The organism is Psychromicrobium xiongbiense (genome assembly GCF_030271165.1).
Taxonomy (GTDB): domain Bacteria; phylum Actinomycetota; class Actinomycetes; order Actinomycetales; family Micrococcaceae; genus Renibacterium; species Renibacterium xiongbiense.
This window is the reverse complement of sequence record NZ_JASSZH010000014.1, coordinates 108,179-126,140: the sequence shown is the minus strand read 5'-3', so window position 1 is coordinate 126,140 and position 17,962 is coordinate 108,179. Positions and strand designations below refer to the sequence as shown.

Sequence of the window (17,962 nt, the reverse complement as noted above, 5' to 3'; positions counted from 1 at the left end):
CCTCGGTAGTGAAGGCCCGGCCCTGGTGGGCGAGGCCTTCACTACCGTTGGCGCTGAGCTGCTTAGCGCTACCGTACTTCTTGCGGGCGAAGAAAACGCCCACCACCGAGATCACGCAGATCACGATGTAGTAGATGCTGGGCGCTTGGAGCGATCCGGTGGAAGCGATCAGCGCGGTCAGCACGAACGGCGCGATGCCGCCCATCAGGTGACGGCGAAGTTATAGGCGATCGACAGCCCGGTACCGCGCACATCCGGTGACCACAGAGCGAAAGGCTGTCCGTAGGAGACTCGCTATTACGGAAATGGCAAACGGCCCCCTCACCAGAGTGAGAGGGCCGTTCATGTGCGGGCGAAGGGATTCGAACCCCCAACCTTCTGATCCGTAGTCAGATGCTCTATCCGTTGAGCTACGCCCGCAGTCGTACTGAAATTCAGTCGTACTGGCCAAATGGCCGAGGTCAACTGTAGCGCGGATTGGGTGTTGGCATCAAATCCGCTGCGAGTCAGCCGCATCCGGACGCTTCGTCCAACGGAAAAGCGACCGCCATCACCTAGACCGGTCTATGTGACCTTGATCACAGAATGAAAATGCTTTCCCCTCCTACTTCTCCGGGATACCGGGGGCTCCGCCTGGATATGCCGCAAGATGACCGGCTTTGGCTGAAAACGTGTCAAAACTTCCCGCTCCTACGCTGAGTCCCATCACCTGCCTCACTGAAGGGAACACCATGGGCCTCTCTGCCGCAGTACAGTCACCTACCACCCACCGCAGCCTCGCGGACTGGGTGGATGAGATCGTGGAGCTGACGGAGCCGGCATCGGTCTATTGGGTGGATGGTTCCCGCGAGGAGAACGATCGCCTCACGAGGGAACTGGTTCAGGCGGGCACTCTCACCGCACTCAATCCGGAGCTCTTTCCGAACTCCTTCGCCGCTTTTTCGGACCCCCGGGACGTGGCGCGCGTCGAGGAGCGGACCTTCATCTGTTCCGAGAAGGAACAGGATGCCGGATTCACCAACAACTGGATGCCGCCCGGGGACATGCGGGACAAGCTTCACGACCTGTTCGCGGGCTCAATGCGTGGACGCACGCTCTACGTCATCCCCTTCGTGATGGGTCATCTCGAGGCGGACAGCCCCAAGTTCGGCGTCGAGATCACTGACTCCGCCTACGTCGTGGTGTCCATGCGAATCATGGCCCGGATCGGGACTGACGTCCTGCGCCGAATGGAGGAGCTGGAGGCCTTCTTCGTTCCGGCACTGCACTCCCTCGGGGCGCCCCTCGCGCCGGAGCAGGTGGATGTGTCCTGGCCCTGCAACGACGAGAAATGGATTGTTCACTTCCCAGAGTCCCGAGAGATTTTCTCCTACGGCTCCGGCTACGGCGGTAACGCCTTGCTGGGCAAGAAGTGCTACGCCCTACGCATCGCCTCGGTCATGGCGCGCGACGAGGGCTGGTTGGCCGAGCATATGCTCATCCTCAAGCTGACCTCACCCGAGCAGAAAACCCACTACGTGGCAGCTGCTTTCCCTTCGGCCTGCGGTAAAACCAACCTGGCTCTGCTGGAACCCACCATTCCCGGCTGGAAGGTGGAGACGCTGGGGGACGACATCACCTGGATGACGTTCGATGCCGCCGGCCAGCTCCGCGCGATTAACCCGGAAGCGGGGCTCTTCGGAGTAGCTCCGGGGACGGGATGGGGGACCAATCCCAATGCGATGCGTGCCATTTCGCGGGGGAACTCGATCTTCACGAATGTGGCGCTGACCGACGAGGGTGGAGTCTGGTGGGAGGGCATGACCGAGCAGGTTCCGGAGCATCTGACCGACTGGCAGGGGCGTTCCTGGACGCCGGATTCAGGCACACCGGCCGCGCATCCGAACTCCCGCTTCTGTACGCCCATCGATCAGATCGATATGCTCGCTCCGGAATACTTCGACCCGCAGGGAGTGCCGATCTCCGCGATTTTCTTCGGAGGGCGCCGCAAGACGACCATCCCATTGGTGACCCAGGCGCGGGACTGGTCGCACGGCATCTTCATGGGCTCCACGCTCTCCTCGGAGACCACAGCGGCGGCCGCAGGTCAGGTCGGGGTGGTGCGGCGCGACCCCATGGCGATGCTGCCTTTCATCGGCTACGACGCGGGAGACTACCTCCGGCACTGGATTGATCTGAGCAGCAGCAAGGATGTAGCTCAGGCACAGCTGCCGGCGATCTTCCTGGTGAACTGGTTCCGCCGCACCCCCGCGGGCGGTTTCGCCTGGCCGGGATTCGGTGAGAATTCACGGGTGCTCCAATGGGCCATGCAGCGGCTCGAAGGGACGGCGGAGGCGCTGGAGACACCGATCGGCTTTGTCCCCGCTGAGGGCTCGCTGGATCTGGAGGGGCTGGAATTGCCTGCAGAAGATCTTGCCGCCGCTCTGCGCTTTGATGCCACGGAGTGGGCCGAGGAGGTGGAGAGTATCGCCAGCTGGTACGCCCGGTTCGGTGACTCCCTGCCGGAGGAGCTCCGGGCTGAGCTGCGGGCGCTCCGGGAACGGCTGACTGCCGGGGTGCAACCGGAGGTGCGGACTCTCTAAGCGCGGACGATGGCCAGGACCGCGTCACGCACTTCGGCCAGCGTGGCGGCATCCTGGGCCTCTCCGTTGAACCGGAGGTACGGCTCCGTGTTGGAGGGGCGCAGATTGAACCACCATTCACCGGAGTCTGCCGTGAAGGTGGTGCCATCCAGCTCATCGACGGTCACGCCGGGGCGGTCGTATTCCGCGCGGACCCGGGCAATGGCCCCGGCCTTGTCCTCCACCGTGGAGTTGATCTCCCCGGAGGCGACATAGGGTTCGTACTCGGCACCGAGCTCGGAGAGCGGCAACGGCTGCTCTCCGAGCGCTGCCAGCACGTGCATGGCGGCGAGCATGCCGGTGTCCGCGTTGAAGAAGTCGCGGAAGTAGTAGTGCGCGGAGTGTTCGCCGCCAAAGACGGCGCCTTCTTCCGCCATGACCGCTTTGATGAACGAATGCCCCACTCGCGTCCGGACCGGGCGTCCGCCATCGGCCGCAATCAGCTCGGGGACGGCGCGGGAGGTGATCAGATTATGGATCACGGTGGGCCGCTCCTCACCGGCAGCCTGCGCGCGGGCGATCTCCCGGCGGGCCACGAGCGCGGTGACAGCGGAGGGGGAGACCGGATCGCCCTTTTCATCGATCACAAAGCAGCGGTCGGCATCGCCGTCAAAGGCCAGGCCGATGTCCGCTCCGTGGGCCACCACGGCGGCCTGCAGATCCACCAGGTTGGCCGGTTCCAGTGGATTGGCCTCATGGTTCGGGAAGGTGCCGTCCAGCTCAAAATACATGGGCACGATGTCGAGCGGCAGCGCCGGGAGCAGCTGATCGCCCAGCACGGCGGGGGTGGTGAGCCCGGCCATGCCATTACCGGCATCGACCACTACTTTCAGCGGGCGTGAACCAGAGAGGTCCACCAGGGCGCGCAGGTATTCGGCGTAGTCCTTGAGCACGTCCTTGACGCCGACCTGCCCCAGCTCCTCCACCACCGGGATGCCTTCATCCAGGTAGCGACGGGTGAGGTCGCGGATCTCGTTGAGCCCCGACTCGGAGGAAAGCGGCACAGCTCCCGGGCGGGTCATTTTGATGCCGTTGTACGCGGCCGGGTTGTGACTTGCAGTGAACATGGCTCCAGCGGCGTTGAACCGGCCGGAGGCGAAGTAGAGCTCGTCGGTGGAGATGAGGTCCAGCAGTTTCACCGAGGCACCGCGCTTGGTGGCGCCGACGGCGAAGGCCTGGCAGAAATCGGGGGAGGAGGGCCGCATGTCTCCGCCCACCAGAATGGTCTCACCGCGCAGCCCCACTACCTCGACGAAGGCCGCGCCAATGGCTTCCACCATCGGCACCGTGATGCTCTCACCGACGATGCCGCGCACGTCGTAGGCCTTGAAGGAGGCCGTGAGATCCAGGAGGGAGTTGTCCACAGTAGATTCGCTCGTCACGCCCATGAGCTTACCGGAGCGGGCAGACATTCTCCGGGCAGGCTCTTCGAGTCCGGCCCCTGGGCATGCTGCTCGGTGACTTGTCGGTACCGGGTGACAAACTGGACCGGTGACTCTCCCGAACCGCACGGCCTTTGAAATAGACACCGAAACAGGCGCCGTCTTTGCCGTCGATACCGCTGCACAGCCGGCGTCGACGCTCCAGGAAGCGCAGAGGGTGCTGGCAGCATTGATCGGCAACCCGGAGGCGCGGTTTCACGACGGGCAGTTCGAGGCGATTGAGGCTCTGGTCGATCACCGTCGCAGAGCCCTGGTGGTTCAGCGCACCGGCTGGGGGAAATCGGCGGTGTACTTCATCTCCTCGTTGCTGCTGCGGGCGCGCGGTGCGGGGCCAACGGTGATCATTTCGCCGCTGCTGGCCCTGATGAGGGATCAGGTGGCGGCTGCCGCGCGGGCAGGGGTACGCGCGGCCACGATCAATTCGGCGAACCCCACAGAATGGGCGCAGGTGCAGGAGGCGTTGGCTGCTGATGAACTGGACGTCCTGCTGGTCTCCCCGGAGCGGCTGAACAATCCCCGTTTCCGTGAGGAGTCGCTGCCCGCGCTGATTCGCAGGACGGGCCTGCTGGTGATCGATGAGGCGCACTGCATCTCCGACTGGGGGCATGATTTCAGGGCGGATTATCGCCGGATTCGCTCCTTACTCGCAGAGCTGCCCGCCGGGGTTCCCGTGCTGGCGACGACGGCCACCGCCAATGCGCGAGTGGTGGCGGATATTGCGGAGCAGCTCGACGCACCCCCCGTCGGAGCCGGCCCTGGAAGCGACAGCCAGACGCTGGTGCTGCGCGGGCCGCTGGACCGGGAGAGCCTGGCACTTCATGTGGTGAAGCTGCCCAGCCCGGCCGAGCGTCTGGCATTCCTGGCGGATCAGCTGGCGAACCTCCCTGGCTCGGGCATCATTTACACGCTCACGGTGGCTGCGGCGGATGAGGTCGCGGCCTTCCTTCGGGAACGCGGCTTCGCTGTTGCCGCCTATTCTGGTCGCACCGAAGACGCGGAGCGCCGCGAGGCGGAGCAGGACCTGCTGGCCAACCGGATCAAGGCACTGGTGGCCACCTCGGCGCTCGGCATGGGCTTCGACAAGCCGGATCTGGGCTTCGTCATCCACCTTGGCGCCCCACCCTCACCGATCGCGTACTACCAGCAGGTGGGCCGCGCGGGTCGTGGTGTGGATCATGCCGAAGTCCTGCTGCTTCCCGGGGCGGAGGACCAGGCGATCTGGCAGTACTTCGCCTCGCTCGCCTTCCCGCCGGAAGAACAGGTCCGCCAGACGCTGGATGCGCTCGCCGAGGCGGGGAAGCCGCTCTCCACGGCAGCCCTGGAGGCCAGGGTTGACCTGCGGCGCACCCGCCTGGAGACCATGCTCAAGGTGCTCGACGTCGATGGTGCGGTTCGCAAGGTCCAGGGCGGCTGGGAGACGACCGGTCAGCCCTGGACCTACGATGCCGAACGCTACCGGCGGGTCGCCGCCGAGCGGATTGCGGAGCAACAGGCCATGCTGGAGTATCAGTCGACGAATGAATGCCGGATGACGTTCCTGCGCGAGCAACTCGATGATCCGCTGGTCCTGAACTCTCCGGAGCCGGTGCGCTGCGGGCGCTGTGACCGGTGTGCCGGGCCGAAGTATTCCGCCGTCAGCTCTGCGGAGGGAACCCAGGCGGCCCGCGCAGCCCTGGCGAAGGCTGGCGTCGAGATTGCGCCGCGGAAGCTCTGGCCCACCGGAATGCCCGCTCTGGGGGTCCCGCTCAGCGGAAAGATCACAGAGGCAGTCGCGACGGGGCGGGCGCTGGGCCGCCTGACCGATCTGGGCTGGGGTAACCGTCTGCGTGAACTACTGGCGGCCGATGCTCCGGACCAGCCTCTGCCCGCTGGCATGCTGGACGGCATCGTGGAGGTCCTCAAGGAGTGGGACTGGGCGCAGCGGCCGGTGGCCGTGGTTTCCATGGGATCCCGGAGCCGCCCCGGGCTGATCCAGGATCTGGCGCAGAGCATCGCCCGGATCGGCCGGCTGCCGTATCTGGGTGCGCTGGGGCCGGTTGACCAGGGAGCGAGACAATCGCCGCGCGGCAACAGCGCGCAGCGTCTTCTTCAGGTGCATGGCACGTTCCGGCTGCCGGAGGAGGTCCGGCAGGGCCTGGAACGCACGCCGGGCCCGGTGTTGTTGGTGGACGATCGGGTGGACAGCGGCTGGACGATGACCGTGGCGGCGCAGTTGCTACGCCGGGCCGGCGCTGCCGAGGTCCTCCCATTCGCTCTCGCTCTGGAGGGCTGAGTCCGGCATCGCGGGTGGCAGAGCGGGCCCGGTGAGCAGAGTGGGCAGTGCCGGGAGCGTGACAGTGAAGATGGTTCGTTCGGGGGTGCTGTTGACGCTCAGGGTGCCCTGGAGCAGCTTGATGTTCTCCGCGGCCAGGGACAGACCCAACCCGGTGCCACCCTTGCTGCGGGACTGATCGGAGACGAAGAATCGATCGAAGAGTTTCGCCTGATCCTCTGGCGCGATGCCCGGTCCGTGATTGATGACGTCGATCTGTACCCGGTCACCGGAGCGGCCGGCGACCAGCCACACGGGTGGCTTGCCGTGGTTGAGCGCGTTGCTGACCAGGTTTGCCAACACGGAGTCCAGTCGCCGGGGATCGGTGACCATGCGCAGGCCCGGTGCAGCGTCGATCGCGAATGCTGCGCCTGTGGACGTGCCCTTTTCGGGCGAGGTCCAGCCACGCTCTTCCGCCAGCAGGTGCAGTCGCTCACCCAGGTCGAAGTCGCGCTGGTCCACCGTCACCTGGCCGGCATCGAACCGGGAAATTTCCAGCAGATCCTCGGTGAGGGAGGCCAGCCTCCGGGCCGCAGCGATGGTCAGCCGGGTGGCCTGGGCCTGCTGATCGCTGAGTTCGGCCTGCATGGTGGAGGCCTGCGTTGCGGAGGCCGGGGCATTAGGCTGGCGAGTGCGCAAGGAACTCTCCAGGACATCGGCGGCGGCCACCATGGCGGCGGTGGGGGTGCGTAGTTCATGGGAGACGTCCGCCACAAAGCGGCGGGCGCGCTGCTCGGAAGCGCTCAGATCCTGGAGCGTGCCATGCAGCCGGTCCGTGGTCCGGTTGAAACTGCGAATCACGCCGCCCAGTTCGCTCATGCCGGTGGGTTTGAGCGTGATGGGCTCTCCCGTGTCACCGAACTCCTCCACGGCGGCCCGGAGCCGGTGCACCGGTTTGATCAACTGGCGGGAGAGGCCAATTCCCAGTAGCGCAGCGCTGAGACCAACGAGTAACGTCAGCCAGAGGGCGGTCTGGGTGAGCGCGTTGACCTGCTGCTCCTGGGCACCCAGATAGGCCAGGGAGTAGAACACCACGATGACGCCACCCTGCATACTGGCCGGACGCACGGACTCGGGAAGCGGAACCCCTTGGACCGCAATGTATTTGGCCTGAGCCATCGCGAAGCAGGGTGTGCCGTTGCACTGGGTGCGCAGATACTGCGGAACGGGACTCATCCCGGATTCCGCGCCGATCCGTGGAAAGTCCGCGGGCATCATCTGTTCCGGGAGATTGCCGCGCCAGTATCCGATGGCGGGCAGGTTGTATGAGCTGGTTCCCTTCAGCTTCGGTTGCAGGAAGGCGCCCACGTAGTCTGCCGCATGGTTCGCGGCAGCCGATGCCTGGGCGGGATACCCGTCGGGCGCAGAGATGACGTTGGGCATGGACTCCACCATGCCGCTGAAAACGCTCAGCACCCGGTTCTGCTCCGCCTCATAAATATTGGTCCGGGCGGAGGCGGCGACCACGGCCCCGGTGCCACCGGCGGCGATGGCGGCTACCAGTGCGAAGCCGACGGCCAGGCGGAAACCGAGGCTTCCGACGGCACTGCGCAGGAACGTCATGAACCGTCGGGGATCCGGTCAAAGCGGTAGCCGAAGCCGCGCACCGTGGAGATGTGCCGGGGATGCGCCAGATCGTCCTCGATCTTGGCCCGCAGGCGCTGGATCGAGGCGTCCACCATCCGTGACTCCAGCAGGTACTCGGTGCCCCAGACGGACCGCAGCAATTGTTCTCTGCTCTGTACCACGCCGATATTGCTGGAGAGTTCCAGCAGGAGCCTGATTTCCGTCGGAGAGAGAGCCACCGGCACGCCGTTTCTGCTGACGGTCAGAGCCTTGCGGTCAATCTGCAGGCTGCCGTTGACCAGCACGTCCGCGGGGGCGGCATCGGACGTTTCCGGGGGAGTCCCGCGCCGCAACACCGCGCGGATCCGTGCGTCCAGAATGGCAGGTTCCACCGGTTTCACCACATAGTCGTCGGCTCCGGCCTCCAGCCCGAGGACGACGTCGACGTCATCGCCGCGCGCCGTCATCATGATGATCGGCACGGTGCTGGTGGTGCGGATGCGGCGGCAGACCTCCAGGCCGTCGAGGTCCGGAAGCATGAGGTCCAGGACGATCAGCTCGGGCGGGTGCGGCCCGTTGACCTCGGTCACGGTTTCCCCGCCCAGATACCGTCCGTCCACCTGGTGACCGCGCTGGCTCAGGGCCAGTTGGAAGGCATGGTTGATCTCGGGATTGTCCTCAATGAGCAGCAACCTTGCCACGAGTTCCGGCCCTTCGCTGGCGGTGGATTGATCGCCCGGAGGAATCCCGGGCATGACCATACGCTAGCCGATCACACGTGGTGCAACTCCGCTCAGGTGCCGATCCGGGCAGTCTGTAGCAGAGCTGGTACAGAGGCCGAGGTTGGAAGGCCGAGCCTAGAAGTGGCGGCCTAGAAGTGGTGGGCCTTCCGTGCGCGGATGTTTTCCACCCGTTCAGCGCGCTCGCGGAGTAGCTGGCCGCGAGGGCCACCCGTCGTGCCGTCATCCGGCGGGCCGAAAACATTGAGCATCGTGTACTGGACGCGCCAGAAGAAGCGGTATCCGAGGCCGAGGCCTTCGGTCTGCCGGAGAAGGTCATGCGTTGCGTGGTTCATGCTGGACCCCCTGTGCCCGTGGATGGTCGGTGCCATGACGCGGCTGGCCACCCTCAACCCATTCCTCCATTTTACTCTCGCCTGCGTCGGAAAGCGGGGGGATGCCAGTTCGGCATCGTGAGGGTGAAAACACGCGTGGGAACGCCCACCAAACGCTGAACTACCATCCCGCTCCAGAGAATCGCGCCAAAAATACGGCTAGAAACACCAAGCCCCGGGACATCGAGTGAACGATGTCCCGGGGCTTCACACGCGGAAGGTATGGGATTTGAACCCATGAGACGGGGTTACCGCCTACTAGTTTTCAAGACTAGCTCCTTCGGCCGCTCGGACAACCTTCCAGGCTCCCAGTCTTTCACGGCGTGGCACCATGGAACAAAACACCGCGTCCACCCGAGGAGTAGCCATGCGCGCTGTCACGATTCCCCAGCCCGGAGGCCCGGAAGCCCTGGTCCTGGCCGAGGTTCCGGATCCAGTTCCCGGGCCGGGGGAGGTGCTGATCGACGTCGTGGCGGCGGGCCTGAACCGGGCTGACGTCCAGCAACGGCGCGGCTATTACCCTCCACCACCCGGTGCCCCCGGGTACCCCGGCCTGGAGGTGTCCGGCCGGATCAGCGCGGCGACTGCGCCGGAGGTTCTGCGGGCCCACGGGTTCACGGTGGGCCAGCCGGTCCTCGCGCTGCTGGCCGGTGGCGGGTATGCCGAGAAGGTCGCCGTTCCTGCCGGGCAGGTGGTACCGCTCCCTGAGGGCATTGACCTGGTGGAAGCAGCCGGACTGCCGGAAGTGGCTGCCACCGTTTATGCGAACCTGGTGATGGCGGCCCGGCTCCGCGCGGGGGAGACGCTGTTGGTGCACGGTGCCACGGGCGGCATCGGTTCCTTCGCCATCCAGTTCGGTAAAGCTATGGGCGCGACGGTGCTGGCTACGGCATCGGGTCCGGAGAAGTGCCGGGATGCTCTGGCGCTCGGTGCCAATGAGGCGATCGACTACCGCAGTGAGGACTTTGTGCTTGCCTCTCAGTTGCGCGGCGGGGCCAATGTGATCCTCGACGTCGTCGGCGGAGCCTACCTGGAGCGCAATCTGGAGGCGCTGGCACTCGGCGGCAGACTGGTCGTGATCGCCCTGCAGGGTGGCTCCACCGCGGAGCTGAATCTGGCCACGCTGATGGGTAAACGGGCCTCGATCATCGGCACCACGCTCCGCGCCCGGCCTGTGGAGGAGAAGTCGCAGATCATGGCGCGCCTGGTCTCAGAGGTCTGGCCGCTGGTCAGCAGCGGGGCGATCCGGCCAATGATCGACCGGACCTTTCCGCTCGACGAGGTGCAGGCCGCCCACGAATACTTCGATTCGGGCCAGCACCGCGGCAAGGTGATGCTCACCATGAGCGCTCGGCCGGACTAATCGTGACACCATGGTGCCATGACTGAACGTGCTCTGGTGACCGGGGCCACCGCGGGCCTCGGCGCTGAATTCGCCCAACAGCTGGCCAGTGCGCGGATTCCGCTGATCCTTGTGGCGCGTAACACGGATCGGCTCGACACGAAAGCCGCCCGGCTGCGGGAGGAGTTCGGCATCGACGTGGAGACGCTGAGTGCGGATCTGACCACGGACGATGGCGCCGCCCTGGTTGCCGCCCGATTGGCCAGTGAGCAGCACCCGGTTTCGCTGCTGGTCAACAACGCCGGATTCGGGCTCAAAAATGCTCTGGATGAGAACCCGGTGGAGATGGAGGTGGAGCACCTCCGGATTCACACCGAGACCCCGCTACGCCTGATGCATGCAGCACTTCCCGGGATGCTCCGCCGTGGGCATGGCCGGATCATCAATGTGGCCAGCGTGGCGGGTTTCATTCCGCGAGGTACCTACGGCGCAGCCAAAGCCTGGCTGATCAGCGTCAGCCGCTGGGCCAATGTCCACTACGGACCCCGTGGAGTGAGCGTCACTGCGGTCTGCCCCGGCTTTGTGCACACCGAATTCCATTCCCGGCTCGGTGCCTCCACCGAGGGTATCCCCGGATGGATGTGGCTCACCCCGGATCAGGTGGTGCGGGAGGCTTTGGCGGATGCCCGGGCAGGTAAGGCCGTGAGCATCCCCTCCAGGCGCTACAAGGCGCTGGTATTCATGTCCCGGTGGGTCCCTGACCGTCTCAGCAGTGCAGCCGGGAAGCGAGGACGCTGAGTGCCAGAGGTTGAGATGACCGAGGTGATCCGACGCAATGCGCAGGCCAGGCGCTACGAGTTGCTGCTGGATGGCGTGCTCGCCGTTATCGTCGCGTACCGGGAGCACGGAGACCGCCTGGAATTTATCCATACTGAGACCTTGGCCGGCTTCACCGGCCAGGGCCTCGCCGGTAAGTTAGCCGCCTACGCGGTGCAGGACGGCATCGACCGTGGGCTGCGCCTGGTGCCTTACTGCCCCTTCATCGCCGCCTGGCTGCAGAAGCACCCCGAGTTCAGTGATTCTGTTGACCTGCTAGGCTGAACGGCATGGAGACACTGTAATCCCCGGGCCTTCCCGGGTACATCGGCTGGCCTAAGCCACCTGTCCATCAGGCTCGTTCCAGAGTTTTCCATTCTGCGTTGAGACCCCTCCGGCTATCGGAGCGGCATTCGCGAGCCTCCCTTCTGAAGGAGCATCCATGACCGAAAAACCCAGCACAGAACAATCCGCTCATTCCGCGTCCAAGCTGTCCGCCGAGCTGCGCGAGTCGCTCGAACGCAAGAAAGCTCAGGCTGCCCAGCGCGGCGCGCCAGGCGTTGCCGCTGGGCCCAAGGCCGTGCAGGCCAGTGGCAAGCAAGGCAAGCGTGAAAAGAAGGTTCGCTGGTAACAGCTGCCAGTATCCGTACAGAAGCCGTGAGGCACGATGGCGAGCCACCCCTGAGCAGGTGGCTCGCCATCGTGCGTTATCAGCGGCGTTCGGTGACCCCGTCAGCCCAGATCGGCTGCAGCCAGGAGCTCCACCGACTCCCCGGCGTGCTCCAGCTCCAGGATCGTCACCGTAGTGGTTCCGGCAGTGAGCAAGCCGGAGGGCACGTACAGGCTGTGCTGCGGCCCGCGCTCCCAGGAGCAGCCCAACAGCACGCCGTTGAGCCAGACGTAGCTCTTGCCGAAGCCTGGCAGGGTCAGATGCGTATCCGCGGGGGTCTCCACCTGGAGCTCCGTGGAGAAGAACCCGGGTGCTCCGTCGATCCGGCCCGAGGGTGCGGCATACTGTGCCAGCTGAGCGGCGGTGAATTCCTCCAATGGCAGTACGGCGTGATCCCAGTCAAAAGTCATCCGCTGGTTGATCAGCAGGCCACCCAGAATGCCCTTGGCCTGGCCCAGCAGGTGGCCGTAGTTGATCCGGCCCAGGTTTTCCACCAGAATCTCCACGGTGGCCCGCTCACCGGTGCCGGTCAGCGTCAGCGGTTCATGCACCTCGGCTTCGAAGACCCCCACGCGGGTGCCATTGACGAAGATCGTGGCCCGGTCATGCAGCCCGGCAATACGCAGAGTGAATTCGCCCGCCGGGAGGATCGGCCGGGCACGGTAGAGCACTGCACCGCGCGGACAGTCCAGTTCCTCAAAGCTGAGCGGGGTGCGGTGATTGGCCGCCACCGGAAGGCTCCGCAGGAACTCCAGCAAGCTCACGCCGGGGACCACCGGCAGACTCTGCGCGGGAAGGACTGCCTGCGGTGCGAGCAGCGCCTCAGGAATCTCGGGCAGCTCCCGTACCCGGCCAAACACTTCGCGAATCGCATGGAACTTTGGGGTCAGCGTCCCGTCCTCCGCAATCGGAGCATCCGAGTCATAGCTGGTCACCGTCGGCTGGAGGACGCGGTCATGATTGGCCCCGGCGCTCAGGCCGAAGTTTGTCCCGCCGTGGGCCATGTAGAGGCAGACCGAGCCGCCGCCATCGATGATCTCCGCGACGGAGGAGGCCGCTTCTTCCGGGTTGCGGGTGTGGTGCTCCTCGCCCCAGTGGTCAAACCAGCCGTTCCAGAATTCTGCGGCGATGAAGGGCTCGCCTGGCCGACGGCGACGCCAGGTCGCTAGGGCCTCGGTGCCGCCACTGCCCAGCGTCCCGGTGGCCAGCATGCTCTCGATCGAGCCGCCGTCGAGGTAGAAGTCGTTGGCGCCATCGGCGCTGAAAACCAACTCGGTGACTCCGCGCTCCAGAAGCACTTCCCGGCTCCAGACGACGTATTCCGGATCGTCGCCATAGCTGCCGTATTCGTTCTCCGCCTGGAAGGCCACGATTGGGCCGCCCTGGGAGGCCTGCAGAGACGTCAGCCGGGGCAACAGCACATCAAGCCAGCGTTCCACGGCGGCTTGGTAATGCTCATTCGTGCTACGCAACTCCACCCCCGGCATCGAGGTAAGCCAGGCGGGGAAGCCGCCGTTGTCCCATTCAGCACAGATGTAGGGCCCGGGACGCACCATGACGTCCAGCCCCCGTTCACCGGCCATCTCGATGAAACGCACCACGTCCCGCCAGCCGCGGAAATCCGGCTCCTGGGCCTTGCGCAGCTGGTGGAAGTTCCACGCCACATAGGTGTCCAGCGTGTTCGCGCCCAGTGCGACGAGCCGGTCTAGCCGGTCCGCCCACTGGCTGGGATGAACGCGGAAGTAGTGGATGGCGCCACCGAGGAGCCGGTGCTCGGTTCCGTGACGGAGAAGCCGCCCATCGGCATAGCTGAGCGCGGGAGTGGATTCAGGCATGGCACGATGCTACCGGCTTACCGGGCTCCCGATTCAACGATGCACCACCGGCATGCCGTCGCCCGGAGTGGCGGGCTCGAAGGTCTCATCGAAGGGCATGTCGTCGAGGTCCAGATGCGGGTTGTCATCCTGAGTGGCCACCAACTCGCGCGCCTCCTCCACTGTGTCCACACTCGGCATCGACCCCGGGAGCGGGCGCTGCGCTGATTCCTGCAGGAAGAAGATGGCCACGCCGCCCGCCAGGGAAGTCGCCATCAGGTAATACGCGGGCATCATGTCGTTGTGTGTCAGCTTGAGCAGACTCTCGATGATGAACGGTGCGGTGCCGCCAAAAATTGCCACCGCAAAGTTGTAGGCGATGCCCATCCCTCCGTAGCGGCTGGACGTGGGGAACAGTGCAGGCAGCGCGGACGCCAGATTGGCCACGTAAAAGGTGACCGGAAAGGCGATGAGCGCCAGGCCAAGCACCGTGGACCAGATCTCGCCGATGCCGATCAGCAGGAAGGCCGGGATGGCCAGCACGATGGTGGAGATGGCGCCGATCCACAGGACGGGGCGGCGGCCGATCCGGTCCGAGAGCCGGCCGGTCAGTGGAATGCACAGGCTCATGATCACCAGTACCGGGATGGTCAGGAGTGTTCCGTGCAGTTCGTCGTAGCCCTTTGCCGTGGTCAGGTAGGTGGGCATATAGGTGGTCAGCGCGTAGCCGACGGTGTTGGCGGCGGCGACCAGAATGATGGCCAGCACGATCTGGCGCCAGAAGGCCTTGACCAGACCCACCGGGCTCTTGGCGGCATCGTCGGTGTTCTCTTCAGTGGCGGCCTCATGGGCGTCCAGAGTGGCCTGGAACTGGGGAGATTCCTCAATTTTGAGCCGGAAGTAGATGGCGACGGCACCCAGTGGCCCGGCGACCAGGAACGGGATGCGCCAGCCCCAGTCCTCCATGGCGGCCTGGCCTACGGTCAGTTGCAGCGCAGAGACCAGGGCGGCGCCGATGGCGAAGCCCAGGTAGCTGCCCATGTCCAGGAAGCTGGCGAAGAAGCCGCGGCGTTTGTCCGAGGCGTATTCGCTGACGAAGGTGGTGGCACCGGCGTACTCACCGCCCGTGGAGAAGCCCTGGATGAGTTTGACCAGCACCAGCATGATGCAGCCCCAGATGCCGATGGTGGCATACCCCGGGATCAGGCCGAGGACGAAGGTGGAGGCCGCCATCAGAATCAGTGTGGCGGCAAGGACCTTCTGCCGTCCGATCTTGTCTCCGAGCCAGCCGAAGAACACCCCGCCGAGCGGTCGGGCGAAGAACGTGGCGGCGAAGGTGCCCAGCAGGAACAGGTTCCGTACGGTGTTGTCCGCCTCAGGCAGAAAGACCGGACCCATCGTGGTGATCAGGTAGCCGAACACGCCGACGTCATACCATTCCATGGTGTTTCCGACGATGGTGCCGCCGAGTGCTTTTCTGAGCATGGGCTTGTCCACCACGTTGACGTGATCGACCGACAGGCGCCGCTTTTTTAACCGGGGAAGGCGCCGGGATTTAGTGGCATGCCCCGCTTGAACGAGCGGTGGCATCGTGCTGTTGTCTGTGGGCATTTGGGCATCTCCTGGGGAGGTCATTTGCTTGCGACTCTGAGCCGTACTGCATCGGGGAGGCCCCGGGCAGGCCTTCAACTTTAGTCATTGCTGACGTTCGGCCCGGGAAAAATCAGTGGTTGAATCGCTTGCTTTGAGCAACCTGTGATGGCTACATCCCAGCAGTCCCAGTGCCTGTAGCGTCGTTATCTGATCGTTATAAAACGAGGCCTTCGGGCACTGGGCTTGGACGCATGACATCCTTTGAGCCCACTCTCCACAGTGCGCCCTCCGGCCACCCTGTGGAACACCCGCAGCTACGCCGCCGACGGCTTTGGCCTCTGGATCATAGAGACGCTCGATGGCGAATTCATCGGGGATTGCGGGCTGACCTGGCAGGAGGTGGACGGCGTGCGCGAGGTCGAGGTGGGGTACCATGTGCGGGCTGATCTCCAGGGGCAGGGCTATGCCACGGAAGCGGCTCAAGCCTGCGGACTTCGCCCGGGAGCGGGGCGCTATCGAGGGACTATCACCCACAATGCGAACCACAACGGAAAAAGCACCCGCAATCGCAGGTGCTTTTTCCGTTGTGGTTCGCGAAAACACATTCGCGAAAACGTGCTGGCTCAGGCGTCGTGGTCCGTTTCGAGGATCTTGACCAGGGTGTCCAGAGCCTCATCGGCACCGGCGCCCTCGGCCCGGAGCACCACACGGTCACCGTGTGCGGCACCGAGGCCCATCAGCGAAAGGATCGAGGAGGCATCGAGTGCTTCCTCCGCGGGCGTCCCCTCCGGGGCGATGGTCACCTCGACCGGAAGTTCTGCTGCGGCCTCAGCGAAGATCGCTGCGGGACGGGCGTGCAGACCGACGCGGCTGGCAACGGTGGCAATACGTTCTGACATGGGTTCTCCTCAGTGCTGGATGAGTGGGGATGAATGACGTGGTGAAGGGGCTTCAGAGGCCGAGTTCGTCCAGGATGGGCAGCTCGGCGCGGGCAACTTCCCGGGCCTCGGCAGCGCTTTCTGCCGCCAGAGCCAGGGCGGCGATCTCCTGTGCGCGCGGCAGCGTTACAGTGGCCAGAACGGCGGCCACGGCAGGCAGCGCCCGGGCGGTCATCGAGAGGCTGTTGACGCCCAGACCGGCCAGCACGACGGCGAGTGCCGGGTTCGCGGCGGCCTCACCACAGACGCCCACCGGGCGGTTGCTGCCCAGCTCGGCGCTCGCCTTGGCGGCCCCCGCCGTGCTGGCCGCAATCAGGGCCAGAACCGCCGGCTGCCAGGGATCGTTGAGCTCGGCGAGCGGGCCGAGCTGGCGGTCCGCCGCCATCGTGTACTGGGTCAGATCATTGGTCCCCAGGCTGGCGAAGTCCACCCGGTGCAGCATGCTCCGCGCGCTCAGCGCAGCGGCAGGAACCTCAATCATGACCCCTGGGGTCCGGAGACCAGCTTCCCGACAGAGTTTGGCGAACATGGCGGCCTCGGAGGCGATCGAGATCATCGGGGCCATGACCCAGACGTCTGCCTGTGCTCGCCCGGCGGCCGTGGTAATCGCGGAGAGCTGGCGTTCCAGTACTCCGGGCGAGGTCAGATCGGTCCGGTAACCGCGGACGCCCAGAGCCGGGTTCGGCTCCTCCGAATTGGTCAGGAACGGCAGGGGCTTATCAGCACCTGCGTCCAGGGTGCGCACCACGACCTTCTTGCCCGGGAAAGCTGCGAAGACGCCGTAGTACGCCTCAACCTGCTCCTCCACGGAGGGCTCGGAATCCCGCTCCAGGAACAGGAACTCGGTGCGGAACAGGCCCACGCCCTCGGCCCCTGCCGCAGCGGCATCGCGCGCCTGAGCGGCATTGCCCACATTGGCCAGCAAGGGCAGCACCGTGCCGTCAGCCAGAACTCCAGGCCCTTCGAACTGCGACAGGCTCGCGGCCCGCTCGTGCCACAGGGCTGCAGCCTCGTGATCGCCCGGGTTCGGCTGAGTACGGAGCAGCCCGGCCGCGCCATCGACGTAGACCTCCGTGCCGTTCTCCACGTCGGTGACACCGGCGGCGGCCACCACGGCGGGCAGGCCCAGAGAGCGGGCAATGATCGCCGTATGCGACTGGGGGCCGCCACCGGAGGTGACCAGTGCGAGGACCAGCGCCGGGTCGAGCGTCGCAGTGTCAGCGGGCGCGAGGTCCTCGGCCACCAGCACGTAGGGCTGGGGAGAGTCCGGGATGCCAGGAGCAGTGACACCGCGCAACGCTGCCACGATCCGGGCTCGCACGTCGTAGACGTCGTGGGTGCGCTCTGCCATATAGCCGCCCAGATTGTGCAACATGGTGGCTACTCCCTCGGCAGCCTCCCACAGTGCACGCTCTGCTGAGAGCCCGGCATCGAGCTTCTTCACAGCCGACTTGAGCAGCATGGGGTCGGTGGCCATCAGCGCTGTGGCCTCCAACACGGCCTGGGCGTCAGCCTTGCCGTTGGCAGCGGCCCAGGCGGCACGTTCCCGCAGGCTGGTCTGCACCTCCGCTGCGGCGGCTTTGAGGGCTGTGGCGGCATCCTCCGCAGAGGTACCGGCAGGTAGCGGCTCGCCGACAGGCGGTTCAGCGATGGGCGGAGGCATCCGGAGCACGGTCCCCACCACCCGGCCGGGGTTGACACCAACCCCCTGGTACAGCGTTGTTTCCTCGGTCAT

The 17,962-nt window shown here is 65.5% G+C and carries 14 protein-coding genes, 2 tRNA genes and 1 pseudogene; 7 read left to right on the top strand and 10 right to left on the bottom strand.

From position 1 onward, the window contains the following. Positions 1-347: 347 nt before the first annotated feature. Positions 348-420: transfer RNA gene (locus QQM37_RS05985), tRNA-Arg, on the bottom strand. A gap of 311 nt (positions 421-731) precedes the next feature. Between QQM37_RS05985 and QQM37_RS05980 the strand changes: the two genes are divergently transcribed. Further along, a complete protein-coding gene (locus tag QQM37_RS05980) occupies positions 732-2,582 on the top strand; it encodes a phosphoenolpyruvate carboxykinase (GTP) (protein WP_285725755.1) in 1,851 nt (616 codons plus the stop codon). Here the strand turns inward: QQM37_RS05980 and QQM37_RS05975 are convergent. Beyond that, on the bottom strand, positions 2,579-4,009 hold the full coding sequence (locus QQM37_RS05975) for a phosphomannomutase/phosphoglucomutase (protein ID WP_285725754.1): 1,431 nt from the start codon (positions 4,007-4,009) through the stop codon (positions 2,579-2,581). The two genes, QQM37_RS05980 and QQM37_RS05975, sit on opposite strands and share 4 nt — an antisense overlap. A 133-nt stretch (positions 4,010-4,142) precedes the next feature. Between QQM37_RS05975 and QQM37_RS05970 the strand changes: the two genes are divergently transcribed. Continuing rightward, positions 4,143-6,335, top strand: coding sequence for a RecQ family ATP-dependent DNA helicase (locus QQM37_RS05970; RefSeq protein ID WP_420030127.1), 2,193 nt, complete (start codon positions 4,143-4,145; stop codon positions 6,333-6,335). Here QQM37_RS05970 and QQM37_RS05965 read toward each other — a convergent pair. The 4 genes from QQM37_RS05965 to QQM37_RS05950 form a co-directional block, all read right to left on the bottom strand. After that, positions 6,279-7,937, bottom strand: coding sequence for a sensor histidine kinase (locus QQM37_RS05965; protein WP_285725671.1), 1,659 nt, complete (start codon positions 7,935-7,937; stop codon positions 6,279-6,281). The genes QQM37_RS05970 and QQM37_RS05965 overlap by 57 nt on opposite strands. Further along, positions 7,934-8,695: a response regulator transcription factor gene (locus QQM37_RS05960; RefSeq protein WP_285725670.1), complete on the bottom strand. Its 762-nt coding sequence runs from the start codon at positions 8,693-8,695 to the stop codon at positions 7,934-7,936. Before QQM37_RS05960 ends, QQM37_RS05965 begins: the two co-directional genes overlap by 4 nt. Positions 8,696-8,811: 116 nt before the next feature. Continuing rightward, positions 8,812-9,015, bottom strand: a complete 204-nt coding sequence (locus QQM37_RS05955; RefSeq protein ID WP_285725669.1) for a hypothetical protein — start codon at positions 9,013-9,015, stop codon at positions 8,812-8,814. Positions 9,016-9,268: 253 nt separating this feature from the next. Further along, positions 9,269-9,356: transfer RNA gene (locus QQM37_RS05950), tRNA-Ser, on the bottom strand. 65 nt (positions 9,357-9,421) lie between these two features. Between QQM37_RS05950 and QQM37_RS05945 the strand changes: the two genes are divergently transcribed. The 4 genes from QQM37_RS05945 to QQM37_RS05930 all read left to right on the top strand — a co-directional run bounded on the left by QQM37_RS05945 (position 9,422) and on the right by QQM37_RS05930 (position 11,843). Next, positions 9,422-10,417, top strand: a complete 996-nt coding sequence (locus QQM37_RS05945) for an NAD(P)H-quinone oxidoreductase (RefSeq protein ID WP_285725668.1) — start codon at positions 9,422-9,424, stop codon at positions 10,415-10,417. An 18-nt stretch (positions 10,418-10,435) separates the two neighbouring features. Then, a complete protein-coding gene (locus tag QQM37_RS05940; protein WP_285725667.1) occupies positions 10,436-11,194 on the top strand; it encodes an SDR family NAD(P)-dependent oxidoreductase in 759 nt (252 codons plus the stop codon). Next, positions 11,195-11,497: a GNAT family N-acetyltransferase gene (locus QQM37_RS05935; protein ID WP_285725666.1), complete on the top strand. Its 303-nt coding sequence runs from the start codon at positions 11,195-11,197 to the stop codon at positions 11,495-11,497. Positions 11,498-11,654: 157 nt separating this feature from the next. Then, positions 11,655-11,843 (top strand): hypothetical protein, encoded by a 189-nt coding sequence (locus tag QQM37_RS05930; RefSeq protein ID WP_285725665.1) that lies wholly within the window; start codon positions 11,655-11,657, stop codon positions 11,841-11,843. A gap of 101 nt (positions 11,844-11,944) precedes the next feature. On the opposite strand, the gene QQM37_RS05925 is transcribed toward QQM37_RS05930, so the two are convergent. Together QQM37_RS05925 and QQM37_RS05920 are read right to left on the bottom strand one after the other, a co-directional pair. Continuing rightward, positions 11,945-13,717: a glycoside hydrolase family 35 protein gene (locus QQM37_RS05925; protein WP_285725664.1), complete on the bottom strand. Its 1,773-nt coding sequence runs from the start codon at positions 13,715-13,717 to the stop codon at positions 11,945-11,947. A gap of 33 nt (positions 13,718-13,750) precedes the next feature. Beyond that, the gene (locus QQM37_RS05920) at positions 13,751-15,307 is read right to left on the bottom strand and encodes an MFS transporter (protein WP_420030124.1); all 1,557 of its coding nucleotides are present in this window, start codon (positions 15,305-15,307) and stop codon (positions 13,751-13,753) included. Positions 15,308-15,589: 282 nt separating this feature from the next. On the opposite strand from QQM37_RS05920, the pseudogene QQM37_RS05915 reads away from it, so the two are divergent. Then, positions 15,590-15,778: pseudogene (locus tag QQM37_RS05915) on the top strand (GNAT family N-acetyltransferase); the annotation flags it as partial. A 134-nt stretch (positions 15,779-15,912) separates the two neighbouring features. Here the strand turns inward: QQM37_RS05915 and QQM37_RS05910 are convergent. Together QQM37_RS05910 and QQM37_RS05905 are read right to left on the bottom strand one after the other, a co-directional pair. After that, entirely contained in the window at positions 15,913-16,188 is a 276-nt protein-coding gene (locus QQM37_RS05910; RefSeq protein WP_285725662.1) for an HPr family phosphocarrier protein, read from the bottom strand. Positions 16,189-16,240: 52 nt separating this feature from the next. After that, on the bottom strand, positions 16,241-17,962 hold the full coding sequence (locus QQM37_RS05905; protein ID WP_285725661.1) for a putative PEP-binding protein: 1,722 nt from the start codon (positions 17,960-17,962) through the stop codon (positions 16,241-16,243).

What these genes read in the sequence shown, in the direction of transcription:
- QQM37_RS05905 (WP_285725661.1), bottom strand. Translation starts at nt 17,962, where the DNA reads ATGACCGAGGAAACAACGCTGTACCAGGGGGTTGGTGTCAACCCCGGC.
- QQM37_RS05945 (WP_285725668.1), top strand. Translation starts at nt 9,422, where the DNA reads ATGCGCGCTGTCACGATTCCCCAGCCCGGAGGCCCGGAAGCCCTGGTC.
- QQM37_RS05960 (WP_285725670.1), bottom strand. Translation starts at nt 8,695, where the DNA reads ATGCCCGGGATTCCTCCGGGCGATCAATCCACCGCCAGCGAAGGGCCG.
- QQM37_RS05920 (WP_420030124.1), bottom strand. Translation starts at nt 15,307, where the DNA reads ATGCCCACAGACAACAGCACGATGCCACCGCTCGTTCAAGCGGGGCAT.
- QQM37_RS05975 (WP_285725754.1), bottom strand. Translation starts at nt 4,009, where the DNA reads ATGGGCGTGACGAGCGAATCTACTGTGGACAACTCCCTCCTGGATCTC.
- QQM37_RS05980 (WP_285725755.1), top strand. Translation starts at nt 732, where the DNA reads ATGGGCCTCTCTGCCGCAGTACAGTCACCTACCACCCACCGCAGCCTC.
- QQM37_RS05910 (WP_285725662.1), bottom strand. Translation starts at nt 16,188, where the DNA reads ATGTCAGAACGTATTGCCACCGTTGCCAGCCGCGTCGGTCTGCACGCC.
- QQM37_RS05940 (WP_285725667.1), top strand. Translation starts at nt 10,436, where the DNA reads ATGACTGAACGTGCTCTGGTGACCGGGGCCACCGCGGGCCTCGGCGCT.
- QQM37_RS05930 (WP_285725665.1), top strand. Translation starts at nt 11,655, where the DNA reads ATGACCGAAAAACCCAGCACAGAACAATCCGCTCATTCCGCGTCCAAG.
- QQM37_RS05925 (WP_285725664.1), bottom strand. Translation starts at nt 13,717, where the DNA reads ATGCCTGAATCCACTCCCGCGCTCAGCTATGCCGATGGGCGGCTTCTC.
- QQM37_RS05965 (WP_285725671.1), bottom strand. Translation starts at nt 7,937, where the DNA reads ATGACGTTCCTGCGCAGTGCCGTCGGAAGCCTCGGTTTCCGCCTGGCC.
- QQM37_RS05955 (WP_285725669.1), bottom strand. Translation starts at nt 9,015, where the DNA reads ATGAACCACGCAACGCATGACCTTCTCCGGCAGACCGAAGGCCTCGGC.